Here is a 19,941-nt window from a genome sequence, read left to right as displayed (position 1 = left end):
AATGCGATTACCCGCTATATCATAGGGTATTACAGTGAACTGAGACCCCATTGGTACAACGGCGGCTTAACGCCAAATGAATCAGAACGGCTGTTCCATGAACAGTCTAATGCGGTGGCCAATATTAGTTGACCACTACAAACCAATGAGTCAGTGTCTTTCAATAAAAAATACCCCCTGATAATTTCATCTTCTCATAATGAACTATGGAGAGAGGTCAAATACCTTGAGGGCCAGGGTTCCCCGGAAACGCGACGTAGAACTGAGATTATATGCGATATCCTGTAAACCTAAGTAAAGCTGAAGAAGGCGGATTCTTTGTCGAGTTCCCTGATATACCTGAAGCTCTTACGCAGGGAAAAACCAGAGAAGAAGCGCTTGAAAATGCACGTGACGCTTTGGTAACAGCTTTTGAATTCTACTTTGAAGATGGAGATAGGATTCCTGAGCCTGGTATAGTAACAGGAGACTATGTAGAGCTGCCTTTAAGTATTGAGGCTATTGAATCAAGAATGAGCCAGACCGAATTGGCTGAAAAAATGAATGTTAAAAAACAGGAGGTTACGAGATTGTTCGACCTTAAGCATTCAACAAAAATTGATACGATACAAAAGGCTGTTAACTCATTAGGACATAGAATGGAGTTTAAATATGTATAGAAATCATATAATTAAGCACTTGTTTAATTTAGGTAAGTATCGAGATAATCTAACATAAATAAATTTAGCTAAGTAAAAGAAAAGCCCACATGAGAAATCTGTGGGTTTTTCATGCATACAGGTAAAAACGACTCATGTGGTTAGCTGATGCATAATCAAATCTACTCACTTCTAAGGTCACTTTGCTGGTGGCCTTCAGAAGGAAAAGGGGAAGGAGTTTGCACAGAAACTGCTGGGGCATAAATCGGAGGCGATGACTGAAAAATACCTGGATACAAGGGGGAAAGAGTACGTGATGTTGTAAAAGACCGAATATCAAAATTCGTGGAAATTTCGTGTATTTTCGTGAAACTGAAATTTTTCATTATAAATCAAACATATAAAAAAAGACCGAATACGAATCCTATATTCGGTCTAGGGAAATGGCTCTTGGGAGAGAGCCGTGCGCTAAAAGTTGGCATTTATACAGGGCTTACTCAGCCATGCACTTTAAGAGTAGCTGAACATGCTATTTTTGCCAGCCAATCGCACGGTAAGTGATAATTTCTTACTGAAATTAATTACGTGAAATCTCACACTCTGCATCAACCCTTTCATAACCCGTTGGTAGACAATCGGTTAGTCCGCACAGAGCTTTTCTGCTCTTGTGCGAAAAATTTCAACGCTCATTTTCTTGCCTGGATTACTAGCATCATCCAGCAGAATCATCTCCAGTGGCTGGGCACGTTGCTGCCCGGCTTTCACCTGTGCCAATGCTGCGTCATTCAATGGGTACTGCATCAGGGTGCTGTTGTTGAGCACAAACAGGGCATTGCCTTTGCGGCATTGCAGCGTCACTTCCTCTTTGGTGAATGCCCACTGTTTGCCATATTCCAGCTTAGTGACGTTAACCAGTTTATCTGCCGCCAATGTGCTGGTCGCCGTCACCAGCAGGGCGACGCCAAGAATTACAGATTTCATGATATAGCCTTAGGTTGCGATTTGATTCAATTTTCCCGCAAATCAGGGGGGCACAGCAAGCCGCAATATTACAGCGGTGCGTAAGTTGCAAACCGGCTGACCAATAATAGGGCTGCAGCACCCAACACTATTTCGCTCCAGCAAGCCACAACCAGCCCACGCTGCGCCAAGATTGGCTGCTTGTGCATCGCTGGCACAATAGCGTAGCGGTTAACCAGCGCCACCAATACCATCAGAGCCACCAATGCGATTTTAAACAGCAGCAAACGTTGATAAGCAGAGCCGAGGTTCACCAGCCAATGGCCAAGGATAATCCAGCTGTTAAGTATGCCGGTAAGGATCGCCACCGCGACAGCAACGTGTCCCCAACGGGAAAAGCGGATGAGCGCCAACACCGCATCGCTGCGCCACGGTGGTTGCGCCAGGTAGCGCAAGCATGCCAGTAACGGTAACAAACAGCCGAACCAGTAGCCCACTGCCAGCAGATGCAACGCATGATTAAGACGATGTAAAAGACCCAATGTGCCAGTATGCATAGCCGCATGGCCGATAAATGCCATGCTTACCAGCAGCAACACCGAACACCCGGTGAGCACGTTAGCACGCTTAGGATCTGGCAAACTCAGCGCCAGTAGCGCCAACCAGGCCACCGTTAAATGCCAGCGCCAAACCTCACCAAACGTGGTGCCCAAAACCACCCACCACGTTGCCAAATGCCAAGTATCGGCCCACCCTTCACCCATCAAGCCCGCTTGCACCGCCAATATCAACAGCGCAGTAACCGCAGAAAGCCAGACCGACACCCGCAATAACGGCTGTAAATCACGGGTAATGAGCGGGGAAAAGCGCTGTGGCGACAGCAAGGCGGTGAATAAGCTGATGCCAAACATCAGCATCACCGCGACAAAATGCACCAAGCGACACAGGGCAAAAAAAGCGGCCAGAGTCATGGCTCAGTTCAGGGTAAAACTGTACTGACCTTTGGTTTTGTGGCCGTCAACAGACACTACGTGCCAACTGACGTTATATTTCCCCGCAGTCAGTTCGGTTTCAATCGGTATGTTGATCTGCGTACTGTTATTGGGATCCAGGCTTAGCTTGCCGGTTTTTACTGCCTTGTGATCGGGGCCGGTTATCTTCACGCCACTGAAACTGGCTTCAATGCCTTCAGAAAAGTTCAGCGTCAACATCTTCGGAGCCGAGCTGATACTGGCATCTGCCGCAGGAACCTGCATTTTAAGGTGGGCATGGGCCAAAGCCTGCTGGGCAGAAAGGCCGACGAACAGCACAAAAATGGTCGAAAGCAGGCGATAGGATGAGCGAATTTTTGCGATCACAGAGGAATCCCTTTTTATCATAATGAAGGTGATAAGAGGCTGGCTGTTTACCGGAGCGATGTTTCCGCAGCCTTACCCCACCACAATGATTGCGCTGCGGTTTTTAGCAACGTATCGCGTTGAATCATAAAGCTGGTGCTTCAACAAGTCGAGTACATCACTGGTTTTTTGCTGTTTGGCAGCACGTATCGCTGAAAAGCAAGCTACAACGTCAGGCTTGCCAAGTCACCGAGGTTGAATTACCTTCTGCGCTGATTTAGCGCAGCTCTATGAAGGAAAATACGATGGGTTACAATCTGGCAGAACTTTCCAAAGATGAGATGGACAAAGTGAACGTCGATCTGGCCGCCTCGGGTGTGGCGTTCAAAGAACGCTACAACATGCCGGTGATCCCTGAAATGGTTGAACGTGAACAGCCTGCACATCTGCGGGATTACTTCCGTGAACGTGTTGCGCATTATCGTGCTGAATCACACAAATTTTCTCGCCTACCGTATGAGCCTAAAGCGAAATAAAAAAGCCTGCCGATATAACAGGCTTTCGCAATTTACTGGCCCGCAAAGCGATCGGTAGCCAGCATCAGGCAGTGCAAAATACCCGGTTCGTCCGTCGCATGCCCTGCCCCTTCAACAATCTGTAATTCAGCCTCCGGCCAGGCTTTTGCCAGATCCCAGGCATTTTGCACCTGGCAGGCCATATCGTAGCGGCCATGGATGATTACCGCCGGAATATGGCGAATCAACGGCACGTTTTTCAGAATTTGGTCGTCGCTGTCAAGAAAACCCAGATGGCTAAAGTAGTGATTCTCGATCCGGGCAAAAGCCAGCGCAAAATTATCTTCACCGAAAGAAGCTGACGCGCTGTTCGGTAAAAGCGTGACGGTTTCACCTTCCCACACGCTCCACAATTTGGCCGCTTCAAGCTGCACCTGCAGATCTGGCGACGTCAAACGCTGGCGATAAGCGGCGATAACGTCTTTGCGTTCCTCTTCGGACAAAATGGATAACACGCGTTCCCATTTATCAGGAAAGAAACGTGAAGCCCCATCCTGATAATACCAACCCAACTCCTGCTTACGCAGCGTGAAAATGCCACGTAATACCATTTCACTGACGCACTGCGGATGTGTTTGTGCATAAACCAGTGCCAATGTGGATCCCCAAGAACCACCAAACACCAGCCATTGATCCACACCAATCATCTGGCGCAACCGTTCAATATCTGCGACCAAGTGCCAGGTAGTATTATTGTCCAGGCTGGCATGCGGCCTCGAACGGCCACAGCCGCGCTGATCGAACAGCAGCACCTTGTAGCGCTCAGGATCAAACAACTGCCGATGATAGGGAGCAATGCCGCCACCCGGGCCACCGTGGATAAATACGGCAGGTTTACCATTTGGATTACCACTCAGTTCCCAGTAGATATTGTGTCCATCCCCGGTATTCAGCCAACCACTATCATAGGCGGCTAATGGTGGGTACAAGCCTCGCAATTGTTCCATGGTACTTCCGTCTTGGTGAGTTATTCATTTATCAAAGACGAAGCTCTGCGTCTGGTCAACGTTAAAACGAGAAAACACTGAATAGCACCAAGATGTTACCAAGCCAGATAATAGCGCTGGCAGCCGGTACCGCCCGCGTTTGCACTACTCTGCCAGCGCAAGAATAAATGCATATTCCAACGCGATATCCTCATAGGCTTTAAAGCGGCCAGATTTACCGCCGTGCCCTGCCTCCATATCGGTATATAACAACAATTGGTGATCGTCGGTCTTCAGTTCTCGTAATTTTGCTACCCACTTGGCAGGCTCCCAGTATTGCACCTGCGAATCGTGCAATCCGGTGGTTACCAGCATATGCGGGTAATCCTGCGCTTTCACCTGATCGTAAGGGCTGTACTGCTTGATATAGTCGTAGTAAGCCTTGTCATTCGGGTTACCCCATTCGTCATACTCACCGGTTGTCAGTGGGATCGACTCATCCAGCATCGTGGTTACCACATCCACAAACGGCACCTGTGCGACTACGCCCTTGAACAACTGCGGTGCCTGATTGCTCACGGCCCCCATCAATAAACCGCCCGCACTGCCACCCATGGCGAATACACGTTGACGGTCACCATAGCCTTGCGCGATCAGCGTTTCGGTTACGTCAATAAAGTCGTTGAAGGTATTCTGTTTTTTGAACAATTTACCGTCTTCGTACCACAACTGGCCCAATTCAGCACCGCCGCGAATATGTGCCAGAGCGAAAACAAAACCGCGATCAAGCAAGCTAAGGCGACTGGCGCTGAACGCCGGATCCATGCTGCTGCCATAAGAACCATAAGCGTAAACCAATAACGGGCTCGCACCTTGAGCAAAACGATCGGTACGATAAACCAGCGATACCGGCACCTCAACGCCGTCACGCGCCTTCACCCACACCCGCTCGCTGCGATAATTTTCTGCGGTGAAGTTCTTCACTTCCTGTTGTTTGAGTTGAACGCGCTCACCGCTGTCCAGATTCAATTCATACAATGTGCTCGGGGTAGTCATGGAGGAGTAGCCATAGCGCAACAATACCGTTTCTGGCTGCGGGTTGTACGCCAGCCAAGTAACGTAGGTTGGGTCGTCAAAGGCAATGCGTTTTTCTTCACCGCTGAGCCAATGGATTTGACGCAATTGGGTCAGGCCAGCAATACGCTCTTCCACCACCAGCCAATCGCGGAACAGATTAAACCCTTCCAGCATCACCTCGGCACGGGGGGCGATCAGCGTTTGCCATTGTGCTTCGTCGGCCTGCTCGCTCTGATAGAGACCAAAGTTCTTACCGTCTTTGTTAGAACGAATGTAAAAGTGCTGGCGATAGTGATCGATGGAATATTCGTGGTCTTTACGACGCGGCATAAACATCTGCGGTGTGCTATTGGCGTTGTCCGCATCCAGCAGCAAAATCTCTGAAGTCGTGGTGCTGCTGAGATGGATCAGGATAAAACGTTCTGAGGTCGTTTTTTCCAGGCTGACGTAGAAAGTATCGTCCTGCTCTTCGTAGACCAACACATCGAGTTGCGGATCGCTGCCCACCACATGCCGATATACCTGATACGGCAGCAACGTTTTCGCATGTTTACGGACGTAATAGACGGTAGAGGAGTCATTCGCCCACTCAAAGTTGCCGGAGGTATTCTCCAGCACTTCGTCAAGCCAACTGTCATTAAGCAGGTTCTTGAAACGAATGTCATATTGACGACGTGACAGAAAATCTTCCGCCACCGCCAAACGCTGGTTATCTGGGCTCACATCCAGCCCGCCTAGCGTGTAAAACTCGTGCCCTTCGGCCCGCTGATTGCCATCAATCAGGGTGCTCCAGGGTTCGCTTGCCGCTTCTGGCTGGCGTACATAGAGCGCGTACTCATTGCCAGGTTCATAACGGGTCTGATAACGGAAACCGCGCTTAACGTAAGGCACGGAGTGCTCTTGCTGCGGGATACGAGCGACCATTTCCTGATACAACGTTTCGCGCAGCTCTTGCTGCGGCTTCAGTTGCGCCTCGGTATAGGCATTTTCTGCCTGCAAATAGCTCAATACCTGAGGATCTGTGCGCTCATCATCACGCAACCAGTAATAGTCATCCACACGCGTATCACCGTGAATGGTGATTGGATAAGGACGTTTCTCTGCCTTGGGAGGTGTCATCATTGCTAAATCATCCGCTTACCTTGATTAAAGCAAGAGTGACACGATCCCCACCAGATTAACAAGCCGCGGGTTTACTGCAGTTCGCGTTTTTTACCTTGAACGTCATTCTCAATGCCCTGCTTGACGTCAACCGGGATTCTCAGCGACTGTGCCAACGCGTCAAGGTAGCTGCGCTCCATAAAGTGATCGACATCAATCACCATGCAACTGAGGTAATACACTTCTAACGCTTCTTCTTCGTTTCGCACGCTTTGCGCGATCAGATCCGGGTTCAGCGGTTGGTCTATAGCCTGTTGTACCCAGCCTTGCGCTTCATCACCCACTTGCAGTTGTTTCAAGCTATGATCGATAGCCTGTTTTTCTTCGTCGTCGATATGACCATCGCTTTTCGCAGCAAACACCAATGCCTGTACTAAACGCTTGGCACGCAAGTCTGCTGGTGTGCTCCGCAAGCCAAACTGCACTTCTTCCTGATGTGTTTCTTTGACTCGCTGTTTGTATTTATCCCACAACACGGCTCCTAATGCCGCACTGCCACCGATAATCAACGCATTTTTACCAAACTTACCGACCATTTTGCGGGAGGATTTATTCGCCAACAAAATACCGACCAAACCACCCAGTGCGGTTGGAGCGAGTAATTTACCCAAGCCTTCTGCACCACCCATCGAGTTGGCTTTGTCACCCAAGATGGATTGAATCTGTTGCATCCAATTATTTTTCATTATCTACCTCTGAACAGGGGGATTCAGGCGAACAGGCATTTACTGGCCTGTTCGCCGAACGATCTTCAGATTAGGGTATTATTTGTCAACAAATGTATGAAAGGTGCAAATTTGTGTCGCAGAACCATTAATCGCCCAGCAAAGCGATGGATTAACACTGGCGAAAGGCGATCACAAACAGTTCATCCAACCCTGGGTAGATGTCTGTGATCACCTGCTTCAGTTCGCCAAGCGTCATGTTCTCTTGCTGGGCATGTGCCTCGGTCAGCGCGCTTAAACGTATTGGCGTGACCGATTGCACTTCAATAAAGCAGAAAAAGACGCCGTCTTCATTGCGGCACACGCGCAACACCTCACCGGGCAAGAAATGGGACTCGCTGGCATCCCGAATGGTGATGGTTTTGCGCCCGGCCAGAATGTCTTGCTCAAAGCGGCTGAAAAAGGTTATTTCACGCGGCATTCCGCTTCCTGGTTCATCATGATGCAACAGCATGCTTATGCCGCCTGCTGCTCTGACTCTGGCGCCGGTTCTGCTTGCAGGATAGCGGCTGGCTTCTCACTTTTGGCCTTCGCCGGTTTTTTTGCTGTCTCCTGCGGCGCGGCACCGCGCAGAATCTGCGCTAGCGCTTCTTTGTTTTCTGCCAGAAAAAAGCTCAACCCTTCACGCTGTTCCTCTTCGAGGGTGATCGGAGCCTGTTGCAGCCATTCACCGAGGCTATCGGCCAGATCCAGCATTTTGTCGTAGGCATCGGCATCTTTCTTGTTAGCGAAAGTCATTTTTTCCTCACCGTTTCTTACTACTACATATTTCACTTCAACAGCCATCTGTTCACTCCTCAAAGGTCGTTATACTGTAATTTTATACAGTATAATATTATATCCAGCAGGAGCGCAAGCGCTCCGCCGTTTATTATTTCAACAGCCGCGCTTTGCAGCTTTTGCCTTTGATTTTGCCCTGTTGCAGCTGCTGCAGCGCCTTGCGTGCGCTGGCCTTACGGATCGCCACATAAGCATGTACCGGGAACATATCGATCTTGCCCACGTCAGCCGCCGTCAACCCGGCATCACCAGTAAGCGCTCCGAGAATATCACCGGGGCGGATTTTCGCCTTACGGCCACCGTCGATACACAACGTGACCATTTCCGCCTCCAGCGAGGCATTCGACGCGCCACTTAACTCCGAAACCGGCACCCAATTGGCGGTTATTTGCAGATAATCTTCGATTGCATGGACGCGTGCCATTTCCTGCGGCGTACACAGGCTGATGGCCAACCCGCTCAAACCGGCACGCCCTGTGCGGCCAATGCGGTGCACGTGCACTTCTGGGTCAAATGCCAACTCGTAGTTCACTACCAGTTCCAGATCCTTGATGTCCAAACCACGAGCCGCGACGTCGGTCGCCACCAACACGCGGCAACTGCGGTTGGCAAAACGCACCAAGACCTGATCGCGGTCGCGCTGTTCCAGGTCACCATGCAGCGCCAATACGCTGATATCGCGCGCCTGCAGTGCTTCACATACGCTCTGGCAATCTCGCTTGGTGTTGCAGAACACCACACAGGAAGAGGGTTGATAATGGCGGATCGCCGCAACCAGCACCGCCGGACGTTGGTCACGCGTGGTTTCATAAAAACGCTGTTCGATGGTGGTGGGTTCTTCACCCTCATCGACTTCTACCTTCAGCGGTTCCCGCTGCACACGGGCGCTAATACGCTCGATACCCGCCGGATAGGTGGCGGAAAACAGCAAGGTCTGGCGCTGCGGTGGCGTATAGCTGATCACATCGTCAATATCATCGGCAAAGCCCATATCCAGCATGCGATCGGCTTCATCCAGCACCAGCACCTTCAAATCGTCCAGCACCAGCGTTTTTTTGCGCAAATGTTCCTGTATGCGGCCCGGTGTTCCTACCACAATGTGCGGCGCATGCACCAATGAATCGAGCTGTGGCCCTACTGGCTGGCCACCGCACAGGGTCAGAATTTTGATGTTTTGCGTAAAGCGTGCCAAGCGGCGCAACTCTTTGCTGACCTGATCGGCCAGTTCACGGGTTGGGCACAGGATCAGCGCCTGGGCTGCCACTTGGGCAACGTTGATTTTGTCCAGCAGGCCGATCCCGAACGCTGCCGTCTTGCCGCTACCGGTTTTCGCTTTGGCACGAACGTCCTGCCCTTTCAGGATAGCGGGCAGCGCTGCGGCCTGTACCGGTGTCATTTCGGCATACCCCAGTTCGTTGAGGTTAGCCAACTGTTCGGCTGGCAGCGGCAGGGAAGAAAAGGAAACTGTGCTCACGGCAATAACTCTTATATAGCAGGTGGAAAGGCGGCGCGGCCCTTGAGCTGGCACCGAATCAGGCGCAGATGATAACAGAGTTAGTGTGGATTCCCGATTTCAGCCACAAAAAAACTGCGGGCCGCAGCAAGTTTAGCGGTCTTGTCACCTCCCCCATCTGCACACGCAATCGTTTTCGTATATAATGCGCGCCTATTATCAGACGGTATTATTCCCATCAGATCCAGGTACGAAACTATGCTAACTATTGGAACCGCCCTGCGCCCCTCTGCCACCCGCGTTATGTTGCTCGGCTCCGGCGAGCTGGGTAAAGAAGTTGCCATTGAATGCCAGCGTTTAGGGCTGGAAGTGATTGCTGTTGATCGGTACAAAGACGCCCCCGCCATGCATGTGGCCCACCGTAGCCATGTGATCAATATGCTGGATGGTCAGGTGCTGAAAGCGCTGATCGAACAGGAGCGCCCTGACTACATCGTGCCGGAAATTGAAGCCATCGCCACCAGTATGCTGGTTGAGCTAGAGCAACAGGGACACCGCGTGGTGCCCTGTGCCGAGGCCACGCGTCTGACCATGAACCGCGAAGGGATCCGCCGCCTGGCAGCCGAAACGTTAGGCTTGCCAACCTCCACCTATCGCTTTGCCGACAGCGAAGCGGGTTTTCGTGCCGCAGTGGCTGAAATTGGCTATCCGTGCATCATCAAACCGGTGATGAGTTCGTCCGGCAAAGGGCAAAGCCTGATCCGCAACGAACAGCAGCTTGCCAGCGCATGGGAATATGCGCAGCAAGGTGGCCGTGCGGGCGGAGGCCGGGTGATTGTGGAAGGATTAGTGAAATTCGATTTCGAGATCACTTTGCTGACCATCAACGCCGTTGATGGTGTACATTTCTGTGCCCCAATCGGCCATCGTCAGGAAGATGGCGACTACCGTGAGTCTTGGCAACCCCAGCAGATGTCTGAGTTAGCCCTAAGCCGGGCGCAGGCGATTGCCAGAAACGTGGTTAATGCGTTGGGCGGTTTGGGCTTATTTGGCGTTGAACTGTTTGTTTGCGGTGACGAGGTTATTTTCAGTGAAGTATCGCCACGCCCCCATGATACCGGCATGGTTACGCTGATCTCGCAGGATCTGTCCGAATTTGCCCTGCATGTGCGTGCTTTCCTGGGGTTGCCGATTGGCAGTATCCGTCAGTTCGGGCCTTCGGCTTCTGCGGTTATCCTGCCGGAATTAAACAGTGCCGATGTGTGCTTCAGCGGTTTGGAACACGCGCTAAACGGCCATAATCAGCTGCGTTTATTCGGCAAACCAGACATTAGCGGCAAACGCCGCCTGGGTGTAGCGCTGGCTACGGCTCCAGACGTTGAACAAGCGGTTGAATTGGCTAAACAGGCCGCTGCTGCGGTGGTAGTGCAAGGTTGATGATCTCCGGGCTCGGCATGCCGAGCCCGTTCAGTATCAGTAATTTTCGTCGTCTTCGGCGTCGTCTTCCAGATATTCGGTTGGTGCTTCCTGCGATTCGTCTTCTTCTTCATCGTCGAACATGGCCGCAACCAGACCCCCTTGATGTTTTTCGCGGATTTCCTGTGCGACACGCGCGATGGCCTCACCACTGCTCATGCCCTGTTCCATCAGTTGATGAATACGTTCAGCAGCTTCCTGCTGCTCTTGATGACTCAGTGACGGCATACCAGCAATCATATGTTTCTCCCCAGTAAATAGGCGCCGATTATACCCATAATACTTCAAGTTGCTTGGGTGTTGGCTGCACCAGCAAGCAGAGTATGGCAAAATGCCCCCTAAAAATTGTCGTTCCTGTCATTCAGGTCTATTGAAGCTGATGAGTGCAATCACCCCAAACCTTAAATCTTTGCCCTATACCCGTGAATCGCTGCTGGAACTGTTTACTCCGTTGGCGCAACAACCCTGGGCCATGTTGTTGCACTCTGGCTTTGCCGATCACCCCCATAATCGCTTCGATATTCTGGTTGCTGAACCGCGCGTCACTCTGACCACCCGTGGGCTAAATACCGAAATTTGCCAGGCTGCCGAAAGCTCTCACTCAGCGGAAGATCCGTTCCTGCTGCTGCAACAGCAGTTGGATGCGTTACGCCTGCACCCAGAGCCAAACCCGGCTTTACCCTTTCAGGGCGGTGCGTTAGGTCTGTTCGGTTACGACTTAGGGCGGCGCGTAGAAACCCTGCCGCAGTTGGCGCAGGCAGACATTGCGCTGCCGGATATGGCAATCGGTATTTATGACTGGGCATTGATTGCCGATCATCAGCAACAGACGCTGACGTTACTCAGCTATGGCGATGTTGAACAACGCTGGCGCTGGCTTAGCCAGCAACAGACGCCATCCTGCCCGCCTTTTACCCTGACCAGCAACTGGCAGGCGAATATGACGCGCCAGCAATACGGTGAAAAATTTCACCGTATTCAGGAGTATCTGCACAGCGGCGATTGTTACCAAATCAACCTGGCACAACGCTTTTCTGCCCCGTATCAAGGGGATGAATGGCAGGCTTTCCGCCAGTTGAGCGCCAGCAACCGCGCTCCGTTCTCTGCTTTTCTGCGGTTGCCGCAAAACAGCGTGTTGAGCGTTTCACCAGAACGTTTCCTGTGGCTGGAAAACCAGCAGATTCAAACCCGGCCAATCAAAGGCACTCTGCCACGTTTGAGCAACGCAGCGGAAGATGCCGCACAGGCGCAGAGGTTGGCTCATTCAGAGAAAGATCGTGCAGAGAATCTGATGATTGTCGATCTGCTGCGTAATGATATTGGCCGTGTGGCACAACCAGGCAGTGTGCGCGTACCGGAACTGTTCGTCGTGGAGCCTTTTCCAGCGGTGCATCACCTGGTCAGTACCATCACTGCGGAGCTCTCTGACACCACGCCAGCCACTGAACTGCTGCGAGCCTGTTTCCCCGGCGGTTCCATTACTGGAGCCCCCAAAGTGCGCGCTATGGCGATCATTGAAGAACTGGAACCCCAGCGGCGTAATGCCTATTGTGGCAGCATTGGCTATATCAGCACCTGTGGCACCATGGATACCAATATCACCATCCGAACGCTGCTCACCGAAGATGGCCGTATCTATTGTTCCGCAGGCGGTGGTATCGTTGCCGACAGCCAAGAACAGGCGGAATATCGGGAAACCTTTGATAAAGTGGGCCGCATCTTGCCGCAGTTGGGGGAGTTTACCGTTTCGTGAAATATCAGGACCCTTCGGCACCACTGGCCGCTTTTATCAGCCGTTTTCAACTGCAATTGCCGCAGGCAACGCAGGTGTCTCACAATGTGCGGCCAGCGGCAGTACTAATCCCGATAATCAACCGCCCGGAACCCACCCTGTTGCTGACCCGCAGGGCCGACTCACTGCGTAAACACGCAGGCCAGGTCGCTTTCCCCGGTGGTAAAGCCGATGCCGAAGACGGTTCGTCGATCGCCACGGCTTTGCGTGAAGCGCAGGAAGAGGTGGCGATCCCTACGCAGGCAGTACATGTGCTGGGGCAACTGGCTCCGCTCGACAGCAACACCGGTTTCCAGGTCACGCCAGTGGTTGGCCTGCTGCCACCCGATATTGAATTCTATGCCAATGCCGAAGAAGTGGCGGAAGTGTTTGAAATGCCGCTGCATGAGGCGCTAACGTTGTCACGCTATTATCCGCTGGATATTCACCGCAACGGCCATTCGCACCGGCTGTATCTTTCCTGGTATCAAAGCCAGTTTGTCTGGGGGCTGACCGCAGCCATCATCCGCCGCCTGGCGCAGCAAGTAAGCATTTAAAGCCGCTGATTTCCGTGATCTCTGGCACATTATTGTGCTTACCTGTTAGAACTTTCACACATAAAGCGATCACTATCACTTCACACCGGTTTTTTTTCAACTACTGTTCAACGCATCTATCTTTTAAAAAAACCGTAAATACTCTCTTAAACCTTATGAAATACCTGTAAAATAAAAGTGCTTGGCACAAATCACTATCAATAAGTGATTTAAAAGCACCGAGCAGCCCAGGCTGTCGCAGCCATAACAATATGCCTCTTTAAGGAGTTTTAGCGTGATTAGCGTTTTCGACATGTTTAAGATCGGCATCGGCCCGTCCAGCTCTCATACGGTTGGCCCAATGAAAGCCGGCAAACAGTTTGTCGACGATCTGGTAAGTAAAGGCCTGATGCCTTCAATCACGCGTGTGGCCGTGGATGTTTACGGCTCACTCTCATTAACGGGTAAAGGTCACCACACCGATGTCGCCATCATTCTCGGTCTGGCGGGCAATCTGCCCGCGACGGTCGATATTGACAGCATTCCTGGTTTTATTCGTGACGTTGAACAACGTCAGCGCCTCATGCTGGCCAGCGGCCTGCATGAAGTGGATTTCCCGCGTGACGGTGGCATGGTATTCCGCAGTGATAATCTTCCGTTGCACGAAAACGGTATGCAGATCCACGCGTTTGCCGGAGACCAGCAGGTTTACAGCAACACCTATTACTCCCTTGGCGGTGGGTTCATCGTTGACGAAGAGCACTTCGGTAAAGCCGACAGCAACCAGGTCAGCGTCCCCTATCCGTTCCATTCAGCCAGTGAAATGCTCGAACATTGCCGCAATACTGGCCTTTCGCTGTCTGGCCTGGTGATGCAAAACGAACTGGCGCTGCACAGCCAGCAAGAGATCGAAAGCTATTTTGGCAACGTCTGGCAAACCATGCGTACCTGTATCGATCGTGGTTTGAATACCGAAGGGGTGCTGCCGGGGCCACTGCGCGTGCCGCGCCGTGCTTCGGCGCTGCGTCGTATGTTGGTTTCTTCAGACAAGCTATCTAACGACCCGATGAATGTGATCGATTGGGTGAACATGTTTGCGCTGGCAGTAAATGAAGAAAATGCCGCAGGTGGCCGAGTGGTCACTGCACCTACCAACGGTGCCTGTGGCATCGTGCCAGCGGTGCTGGCTTACTACGATCACTTTATCGCTTCCGTCAGCCCGGACATTTACATCCGTTATTTTATGTCCACCGGAGCCATCGGCGCGCTGTATAAAATGAATGCCTCTATTTCAGGAGCCGAAGTCGGTTGCCAGGGCGAAGTGGGTGTCGCCTGTTCGATGGCCGCCGCAGGCCTGGCCGAACTGTTGGGCGGCAGCCCGGAACAGGTGTGCATTGCCGCAGAAATCGGCATGGAGCATAACCTGGGGCTGACCTGCGATCCGGTCGCTGGTCAGGTTCAGGTGCCTTGCATTGAGCGCAACGCTATCGCTGCGGTGAAAGCCATCAACTCGGCGCGTATGGCACTGCGCCGCACCAGTGAGCCCCGCGTTTCGCTGGATAAAGTCATCGAAACCATGTACGAAACCGGCAAAGACATGAACGCCAAATACCGCGAAACCTCTCGCGGTGGTTTGGCGATTAAAGTTCAGTGTGATTAATCGCGGTAGCCTGTAGAGCAACAAGCCGGAGGAGCCCTCCGGCTTGAACCATGATTGCTATTATTCGTGGAGCGGCTTCACTTTGGTAATACCGACTAGCTCAATGCGATAGTCAGACACTTCAAGGATTTCGAAGCGCAGCGCGTTCAATTCCACTACCTCCCCAACTTTCGGCATCTGGCCGTAATGAGAAAGCAGGAACCCCGCCAACGAAGCATAGTCCTCAGTCGGGCTGACCAGATCGTCGCAGTCCAACGACTGTTCCAGCGAGTGTAAATCTGCCCCGCCTTTTACCAGCCAGCGCTCACCTTCTGCGATAATGTCCGGTGTTTCGTCCTCATCCGGGAACTCCCCAGCAATCGCTTCCAGCACGTCTAACGGCGTCACCAACCCCTGAACCACACCAAACTCGTTGGTCACGACCACCAGGCGGCCTTTGGCACGGCGCAACACCGCCAGCAGTTTGATCACATCCATGGTTTCCGGCACCACCATCGGCGGGGTGCGGGCAGCAAACTCTGCGATATCCACGCCCTGATCCAGCGCGACCAGCAAGTCTTTGGCGCGCACAACGCCAATGATTTCGTCCAGTTCGTCACGGCACACCGGGAACAGGCTATGCGGAGTATCCAACAGTTGCTCACGCACTTCTTCACGGGAACGTTCGCAGTCCACCCAGGAGATTTCGGTACGCGGCGTCATGACACTGCGCAAAGTACGCGAAGCCAGCGTCAGTACCCCGCTGATCATATAGCGTTCTTCTTCGGCAAAGGTCTGGTTCACTTTGCGCGTTGCCGTCTCGTCCGGTTGCTGCTGCGTCCGCTCCTGCCCCATCAAGCGCATAATGGTTTCCGCCGTGCGTTCACGCATCGGGCGGCGCGCCTCATGCTTGATAAAGTTGCGGCGTGCGATTTGGTTGAACAGTTCGATCAGGATCGAGAAGCCAATCGCGGCATACAGATAACCTTTCGGTATATGCAGACCGAAACCTTCAGCAATCAGGCTCAGGCCAATCATCAGCAGGAAGCTCAGACAGAGCACCACGATGGTTGGATGGGCGTTCACGAAGCTGGTTAACGGTTTTGACGCCAGCAGCATTACGGCCATGGCGATCACCACTGCCGCCATCATGACCGGCAGATCGTTCACCATCCCCACGGCGGTAATCACCGCATCGAGCGAGAACACGGCATCAAGAATAACGATCTGTACCACTACCACCCAGAATTTGGCATAACCCCGGTTGAGGTTGCCTTGATGGCTATGTCCTTCCAACCGCTCATGCAACTCCATAGTGGCTTTGAACAGCAGGAAGACCCCACCAAACAGCAAGATCAGGTCACGGCCAGAGAAACTGAATTCGCCCAGGCTGAAAAGCGGTGTAGTCAGCGTCACCATCCACGAAATAACCGACAATAGGCCAAGGCGCATCACCAATGCCAGCGACAGGCCAAGTACGCGGGCCTTATCTCGCTGCTTGGGCGGCAGTTTGTCGGCCAGAATGGCAATAAACACCAGGTTGTCGATACCCAGTACAATTTCCAGTACCACCAACGTCATTAACCCTGCCCAAATGGAGGGGTCCATTAATATTTCCATATCAGACTCCAGAAGAAAGACAGGTGTGTTGAGCGGTGCTCAAGCGTGACGAAGCCTGCGCAGAGGCGGCGCAAACAGAAACAACGGTGGAATTGAGTTGCAGTACCGGGAAACAGCCGATGGGCTGGGTGATATCAATAACGCCAGCAGGTGGCGGGTGGATCGTTGAAAAACAGTAACTTCGGTGACAGTCCATAGGGAGGGCTGAGGCCCTTCACTCCTTAGTAATAAAACAAGCGAGCACTCTAGCAGGAAATTTTTCTGTGGAAAAGTGGCTTCTTTTACTTGGCACCTTATTCTGAAATCTATTCCCAAGTAACGTGAAGTATGGCGGGCATAATCCTTTAAAAAAACGCTAATGGCAGTTCGATCGACCAATAACAGAGCGGTATCACATAATTTATTTTTTCACTCACTAAAATAAATCTGTCGCTCATCAGAACCCAGTGCGCAGGTTGATGAAACTGCGCGGGAAGTCAAGAGCAAGCCCCTTTTAAACCACAGGAATCTACTGCCAGGATGGTAACGAGAAAGGTACAAGCTGTACCTTAAGTTCAACGAGGAGGTAGCGAGTGGCAATAGCTATTATCATCGGTACACACGGGACTGCGGCGGAACAATTGCTGAAAACCACAGAAATGCTATTGGGCGAGCAGGGTAACGTCGCTTATATAGATTTTGTCCCCGGTGAGAACGCCGAAACGCTAATTGAAAAGTACAATCAGAAAATCAGTGAACTCGACACCAGCAATGGCGTTCTGTTTCTGGTCGATACCTGGGGCGGCAGCCCGTTTAATGCGGCCAGCCGCATTGCTGTTGATAAAGAGCGCTATGAAGTGATCACCGGAGTGAATATTCCGATGCTGGTCGAAACCTTTATGGCACGTGACGATAACCCGAGCTTTGACGAGTTGGTCGCACTGTCGTTGGAAACCGGTCGTGAAGGCATTAAGGCGCTGAAAAAACCGGTAGCAGAATCCCCTGAGCCCGCCGTTCCCCCTCCCATAAAAACCGCCGCTCCGCAAGCCCTGCTCGGTGCCGGTGATCGCATGAAAATTGGCTTGGCACGCATTGACGATCGCTTGATTCATGGCCAGGTTGCGACCCGTTGGACCAAGGAGACCAACGTCAGCCGCATCATTGTCGTCAGTGACGAAGTCGCCGCCGATCACGTGCGCAAGACCCTGCTGACGCAGGTGGCTCCGCCGGGCGTGACTGCGCACGTTGTCGACGTGGCGAAAGCGATTCGCGTCTGGAATAACCCGAAATACGCCGGTGAACGTATCATGTTGCTGTTCACCAACCCCACCGATGTCTGGCGTCTGGTGGAGGGAGGCGTAGAGATAAAATCGGTCAATATCGGCGGTATGGCGTTTCGTCAGGGGAAAACCCAGGTGAATAACGCGGTGTCCGTCGATGCAAAGGACATCGAGGCGTTTAATAAACTGAACCAGCACGGTATTGAACTGGAGGTGCGTAAGGTCTCTTCCGACACCCGGTTAAAAATGATGGATCTGATTAACAAACTCAATTAATGGCCTGTGCCATTGATTATTTTATCTCGTGTTTTCTTGGTTAGAGGAGAAGTGCAATGGAGATTACCACTCTTCAGATTGTGCTGATATTTATCGTTGCCTGTATTGCCGGGATGGGTTCCGTGCTGGATGAATTCCAGTTCCACCGCCCATTAGTCGCTTGTACGCTGGTTGGCTTTGTACTTGGTGACATGAAAACCGGCATCATCATCGGCGGTACGCTGGAGATGATTGCGTTGGGCTGGATGAATATCGGGGCCGCAGTAGCACCTGATGCGGCATTGGCATCCATCATTTCCACCATTCTGGTTATCGCCGGTGGGCAAAACATCGGGGCCGGTATCGCGCTGGCTATTCCGCTGGCAGCGGCTGGCCAAGTGTTGACGATTATCGTCCGTACCTTGACCGTCGCCTTCCAGCACGCAGCAGACAGCGCAGCAGAACGTGGCAGCCTGCGCGGCATCACGTTTATCCATATCTCTGCCCTGCTGTTACAGGCCATGCGTATCGCTATCCCGGCGGTAATCGTGGCGTTCTCGGTTGGCACGGCAGGCGTTCACGCCTTGCTTAACTCGATCCCGGAAGTGGTCACCAGCGGTTTGAACATCGCCGGAGGCATGATCGTGGTGGTCGGTTACGCGATGGTGATCAACATGATGCGTGCTGGTTACCTGATGCCATTCTTCTACCTGGGCTTCGTTACCGCCGCTTTCACCAATTTCAACCTGGTGGCGCTTGGCGTGATTGGCGTGGTGATGGCCGTGCTTTATATCCAGCTCAGCCCTAAATACAACAAGTCTCAGGTGGTTCAAACTGGCCCAGCCAGTGCCAACGATCTCGATAACGAACTGGACTAGGAATAGGTGAAAGCAATGGTTGATACAACAACACAAAAGAAACTGACACCTGCCGATATTCGGGGCGTATTCGTCCGTTCGAACCTGTTCCAGGGGTCATGGAACTTCGAACGTATGCAGGCGCTGGGGTTTTGTTTCTCGATGGTGCCGGTGATCCGTCGCCTGTACCCGGAAAATAATGACGAACGCAAGCAGGCGATCAAACGCCATCTTGAGTTCTTCAACACGCAGCCGTTTGTTGCCGCCCCCGTGCTCGGCGTGACCATGGCAATGGAAGAACAACGCGCCAACGGTGCGCCAATTGATGATGCAGCGATTAACGGTATCAAAGTGGGCCTGATGGGGCCGCTGGCGGGCGTAGGTGATCCGATCTTCTGGGGGACCGTGCGCCCAGTATTCGCTGCGCTGGGAGCGGGGATCGCCATGAGCGGCAGCCTGCTCGGCCCGATCCTGTTCTTCGTGCTGTTTAATCTGGTGCGCCTGCTGACGCGTTATTACGGTGTGGCCTACGGCTATCGCAAAGGGGTCGATATCGTTAACGATATGGGCGGTGGTTTCCTGCAGAAACTGACGGAAGGAGCGTCCATTCTCGGCCTGTTTGTCATGGGGGCCTTGGTGAACAAGTGGACGCACGTCAATATTCCTTTAGTGGTCTCAAAAATCACCGACCAGACCGGGCAAACCAAAATCACCACGGTACAAACCATCCTCGATCAGTTGATGCCAGGCCTGGTACCGCTGCTGCTGACCTTTGGCTGCATGTGGCTGTTGCGCAAAAAGGTCAATGCGCTGTGGATCATTATCGGTTTCTTCGCCATCGGTATTTTCGGCTACTGGATCGGGTTGTTAGGGCTATAATCGCGTTAACCACCGGG

Annotated in this window: 21 protein-coding genes and 1 pseudogene; 11 read left to right on the top strand and 11 right to left on the bottom strand. The window is 52.3% G+C overall.

Going from position 1 to position 19,941, the window contains the following annotated elements:
• Both IV04_RS26285 and IV04_RS22790 read left to right on the top strand, forming a co-directional pair.
• Positions 1-132: pseudogene (locus IV04_RS26285) on the top strand (IS3 family transposase); the annotation flags it as partial.
• 140 nt (positions 133-272) lie between these two features.
• Entirely contained in the window at positions 273-659 is a 387-nt protein-coding gene (locus IV04_RS22790; protein WP_037404493.1) for a type II toxin-antitoxin system HicB family antitoxin, read from the top strand.
• Positions 660-1,277: 618 nt separating this feature from the next.
• On the opposite strand, the gene IV04_RS22785 is transcribed toward IV04_RS22790, so the two are convergent.
• The 3 genes from IV04_RS22785 to yobA all read right to left on the bottom strand — a co-directional run bounded on the left by IV04_RS22785 (position 1,278) and on the right by yobA (position 2,977).
• Positions 1,278-1,619 carry a YebY family protein gene (locus IV04_RS22785; RefSeq protein WP_037404494.1) on the bottom strand — a complete coding sequence of 114 codons (342 nt, stop codon included), beginning with the start codon at positions 1,617-1,619 and terminating at the stop codon, positions 1,278-1,280.
• Positions 1,620-1,687: 68 nt separating this feature from the next.
• On the bottom strand, positions 1,688-2,569 hold the full coding sequence (gene copD / locus IV04_RS22780) for a copper homeostasis membrane protein CopD (protein WP_037404495.1): 882 nt from the start codon (positions 2,567-2,569) through the stop codon (positions 1,688-1,690).
• Between the two features lie 3 nt (positions 2,570-2,572).
• Positions 2,573-2,977: a CopC domain-containing protein YobA gene (yobA, locus tag IV04_RS22775; RefSeq protein ID WP_037404496.1), complete on the bottom strand. Its 405-nt coding sequence runs from the start codon at positions 2,975-2,977 to the stop codon at positions 2,573-2,575.
• A 263-nt stretch (positions 2,978-3,240) separates the two neighbouring features.
• On the opposite strand from yobA, the gene IV04_RS22770 reads away from it, so the two are divergent.
• Positions 3,241-3,471 (top strand): DNA polymerase III subunit theta, encoded by a 231-nt coding sequence (locus tag IV04_RS22770; protein ID WP_037404498.1) that lies wholly within the window; start codon positions 3,241-3,243, stop codon positions 3,469-3,471.
• Between the two features lie 32 nt (positions 3,472-3,503).
• Here the strand turns inward: IV04_RS22770 and pip are convergent, their stop codons facing one another.
• The 6 genes from pip to dbpA form a co-directional block, all read right to left on the bottom strand.
• Positions 3,504-4,457 (bottom strand): prolyl aminopeptidase, encoded by a 954-nt coding sequence (gene pip / locus IV04_RS22765; RefSeq protein WP_037404499.1) that lies wholly within the window; start codon positions 4,455-4,457, stop codon positions 3,504-3,506.
• 144 nt (positions 4,458-4,601) lie between these two features.
• A complete protein-coding gene (locus tag IV04_RS22760) occupies positions 4,602-6,635 on the bottom strand; it encodes a S9 family peptidase (RefSeq protein WP_037404501.1) in 2,034 nt (677 codons plus the stop codon).
• A 71-nt stretch (positions 6,636-6,706) separates the two neighbouring features.
• Complete coding sequence (locus IV04_RS22755) at positions 6,707-7,360, bottom strand: tellurite resistance TerB family protein (RefSeq protein WP_037404502.1); 654 nt, start codon at positions 7,358-7,360, stop codon at positions 6,707-6,709.
• Positions 7,361-7,511: 151 nt separating this feature from the next.
• The gene (gene yqfB, locus IV04_RS22750) at positions 7,512-7,820 is read right to left on the bottom strand and encodes a N(4)-acetylcytidine aminohydrolase (RefSeq protein ID WP_037404540.1); all 309 of its coding nucleotides are present in this window, start codon (positions 7,818-7,820) and stop codon (positions 7,512-7,514) included.
• A 35-nt stretch (positions 7,821-7,855) separates the two neighbouring features.
• Entirely contained in the window at positions 7,856-8,185 is a 330-nt protein-coding gene (locus IV04_RS22745; RefSeq protein ID WP_037404503.1) for a YebG family protein, read from the bottom strand.
• Between the two features lie 85 nt (positions 8,186-8,270).
• Positions 8,271-9,653 (bottom strand): ATP-dependent RNA helicase DbpA, encoded by a 1,383-nt coding sequence (dbpA, locus tag IV04_RS22740; RefSeq protein WP_037404505.1) that lies wholly within the window; start codon positions 9,651-9,653, stop codon positions 8,271-8,273.
• A gap of 237 nt (positions 9,654-9,890) precedes the next feature.
• Here dbpA and purT point away from each other — a divergent pair, with 237 nt between their 5' ends.
• A complete protein-coding gene (purT, locus tag IV04_RS22735) occupies positions 9,891-11,069 on the top strand; it encodes a formate-dependent phosphoribosylglycinamide formyltransferase (RefSeq protein WP_037404507.1) in 1,179 nt (392 codons plus the stop codon).
• Positions 11,070-11,105: 36 nt separating this feature from the next.
• Here purT and IV04_RS22730 read toward each other — a convergent pair whose 3' ends face one another.
• Positions 11,106-11,348, bottom strand: a complete 243-nt coding sequence (locus tag IV04_RS22730) for a YoaH family protein (RefSeq protein WP_037404508.1) — start codon at positions 11,346-11,348, stop codon at positions 11,106-11,108.
• A 139-nt stretch (positions 11,349-11,487) separates the two neighbouring features.
• Between IV04_RS22730 and pabB the strand changes: the two genes are divergently transcribed.
• The 3 genes from pabB to sdaA all read left to right on the top strand — a co-directional run bounded on the left by pabB (position 11,488) and on the right by sdaA (position 15,075).
• The gene (gene pabB / locus IV04_RS22725; RefSeq protein ID WP_037404509.1) at positions 11,488-12,861 is read left to right on the top strand and encodes an aminodeoxychorismate synthase component 1; all 1,374 of its coding nucleotides are present in this window, start codon (positions 11,488-11,490) and stop codon (positions 12,859-12,861) included.
• Positions 12,858-13,436, top strand: coding sequence for a CoA pyrophosphatase (locus IV04_RS22720; RefSeq protein ID WP_037404511.1), 579 nt, complete (start codon positions 12,858-12,860; stop codon positions 13,434-13,436). The genes pabB and IV04_RS22720 overlap by 4 nt, the downstream gene beginning before the upstream one ends.
• A 274-nt stretch (positions 13,437-13,710) precedes the next feature.
• Positions 13,711-15,075 carry an L-serine ammonia-lyase gene (sdaA, locus tag IV04_RS22715; RefSeq protein ID WP_037404512.1) on the top strand — a complete coding sequence of 455 codons (1,365 nt, stop codon included), beginning with the start codon at positions 13,711-13,713 and terminating at the stop codon, positions 15,073-15,075.
• Between the two features lie 60 nt (positions 15,076-15,135).
• Here sdaA and IV04_RS22710 read toward each other — a convergent pair whose 3' ends face one another.
• A complete protein-coding gene (locus IV04_RS22710) occupies positions 15,136-16,674 on the bottom strand; it encodes a TerC family protein (RefSeq protein WP_037404513.1) in 1,539 nt (512 codons plus the stop codon).
• Positions 16,675-16,709: 35 nt separating this feature from the next.
• Here IV04_RS22710 and IV04_RS26480 point away from each other — a divergent pair, with 35 nt between their 5' ends.
• The 4 genes from IV04_RS26480 to IV04_RS22695 all read left to right on the top strand — a co-directional run bounded on the left by IV04_RS26480 (position 16,710) and on the right by IV04_RS22695 (position 19,924).
• Positions 16,710-16,853, top strand: coding sequence for a hypothetical protein (locus tag IV04_RS26480; RefSeq protein WP_156106850.1), 144 nt, complete (start codon positions 16,710-16,712; stop codon positions 16,851-16,853).
• A 393-nt stretch (positions 16,854-17,246) separates the two neighbouring features.
• Positions 17,247-18,209, top strand: a complete 963-nt coding sequence (gene manX / locus IV04_RS22705) for a PTS mannose transporter subunit IIAB (RefSeq protein WP_037404514.1) — start codon at positions 17,247-17,249, stop codon at positions 18,207-18,209.
• Between the two features lie 56 nt (positions 18,210-18,265).
• Complete coding sequence (locus IV04_RS22700) at positions 18,266-19,066, top strand: PTS mannose/fructose/sorbose transporter subunit IIC (protein ID WP_037404515.1); 801 nt, start codon at positions 18,266-18,268, stop codon at positions 19,064-19,066.
• A 15-nt stretch (positions 19,067-19,081) separates the two neighbouring features.
• Positions 19,082-19,924 (top strand): PTS mannose transporter subunit IID, encoded by an 843-nt coding sequence (locus IV04_RS22695; protein ID WP_037404516.1) that lies wholly within the window; start codon positions 19,082-19,084, stop codon positions 19,922-19,924.
• Positions 19,925-19,941: the final 17 nt, after the last annotated feature.

This window comes from Serratia sp. Ag1 (genome assembly GCF_000743355.1).
GTDB lineage: Bacteria > Pseudomonadota > Gammaproteobacteria > Enterobacterales > Enterobacteriaceae > Chania.
The sequence above is the reverse complement of the archived record's forward strand: the minus strand, read 5'-3'. Positions and strand labels throughout refer to the sequence as shown.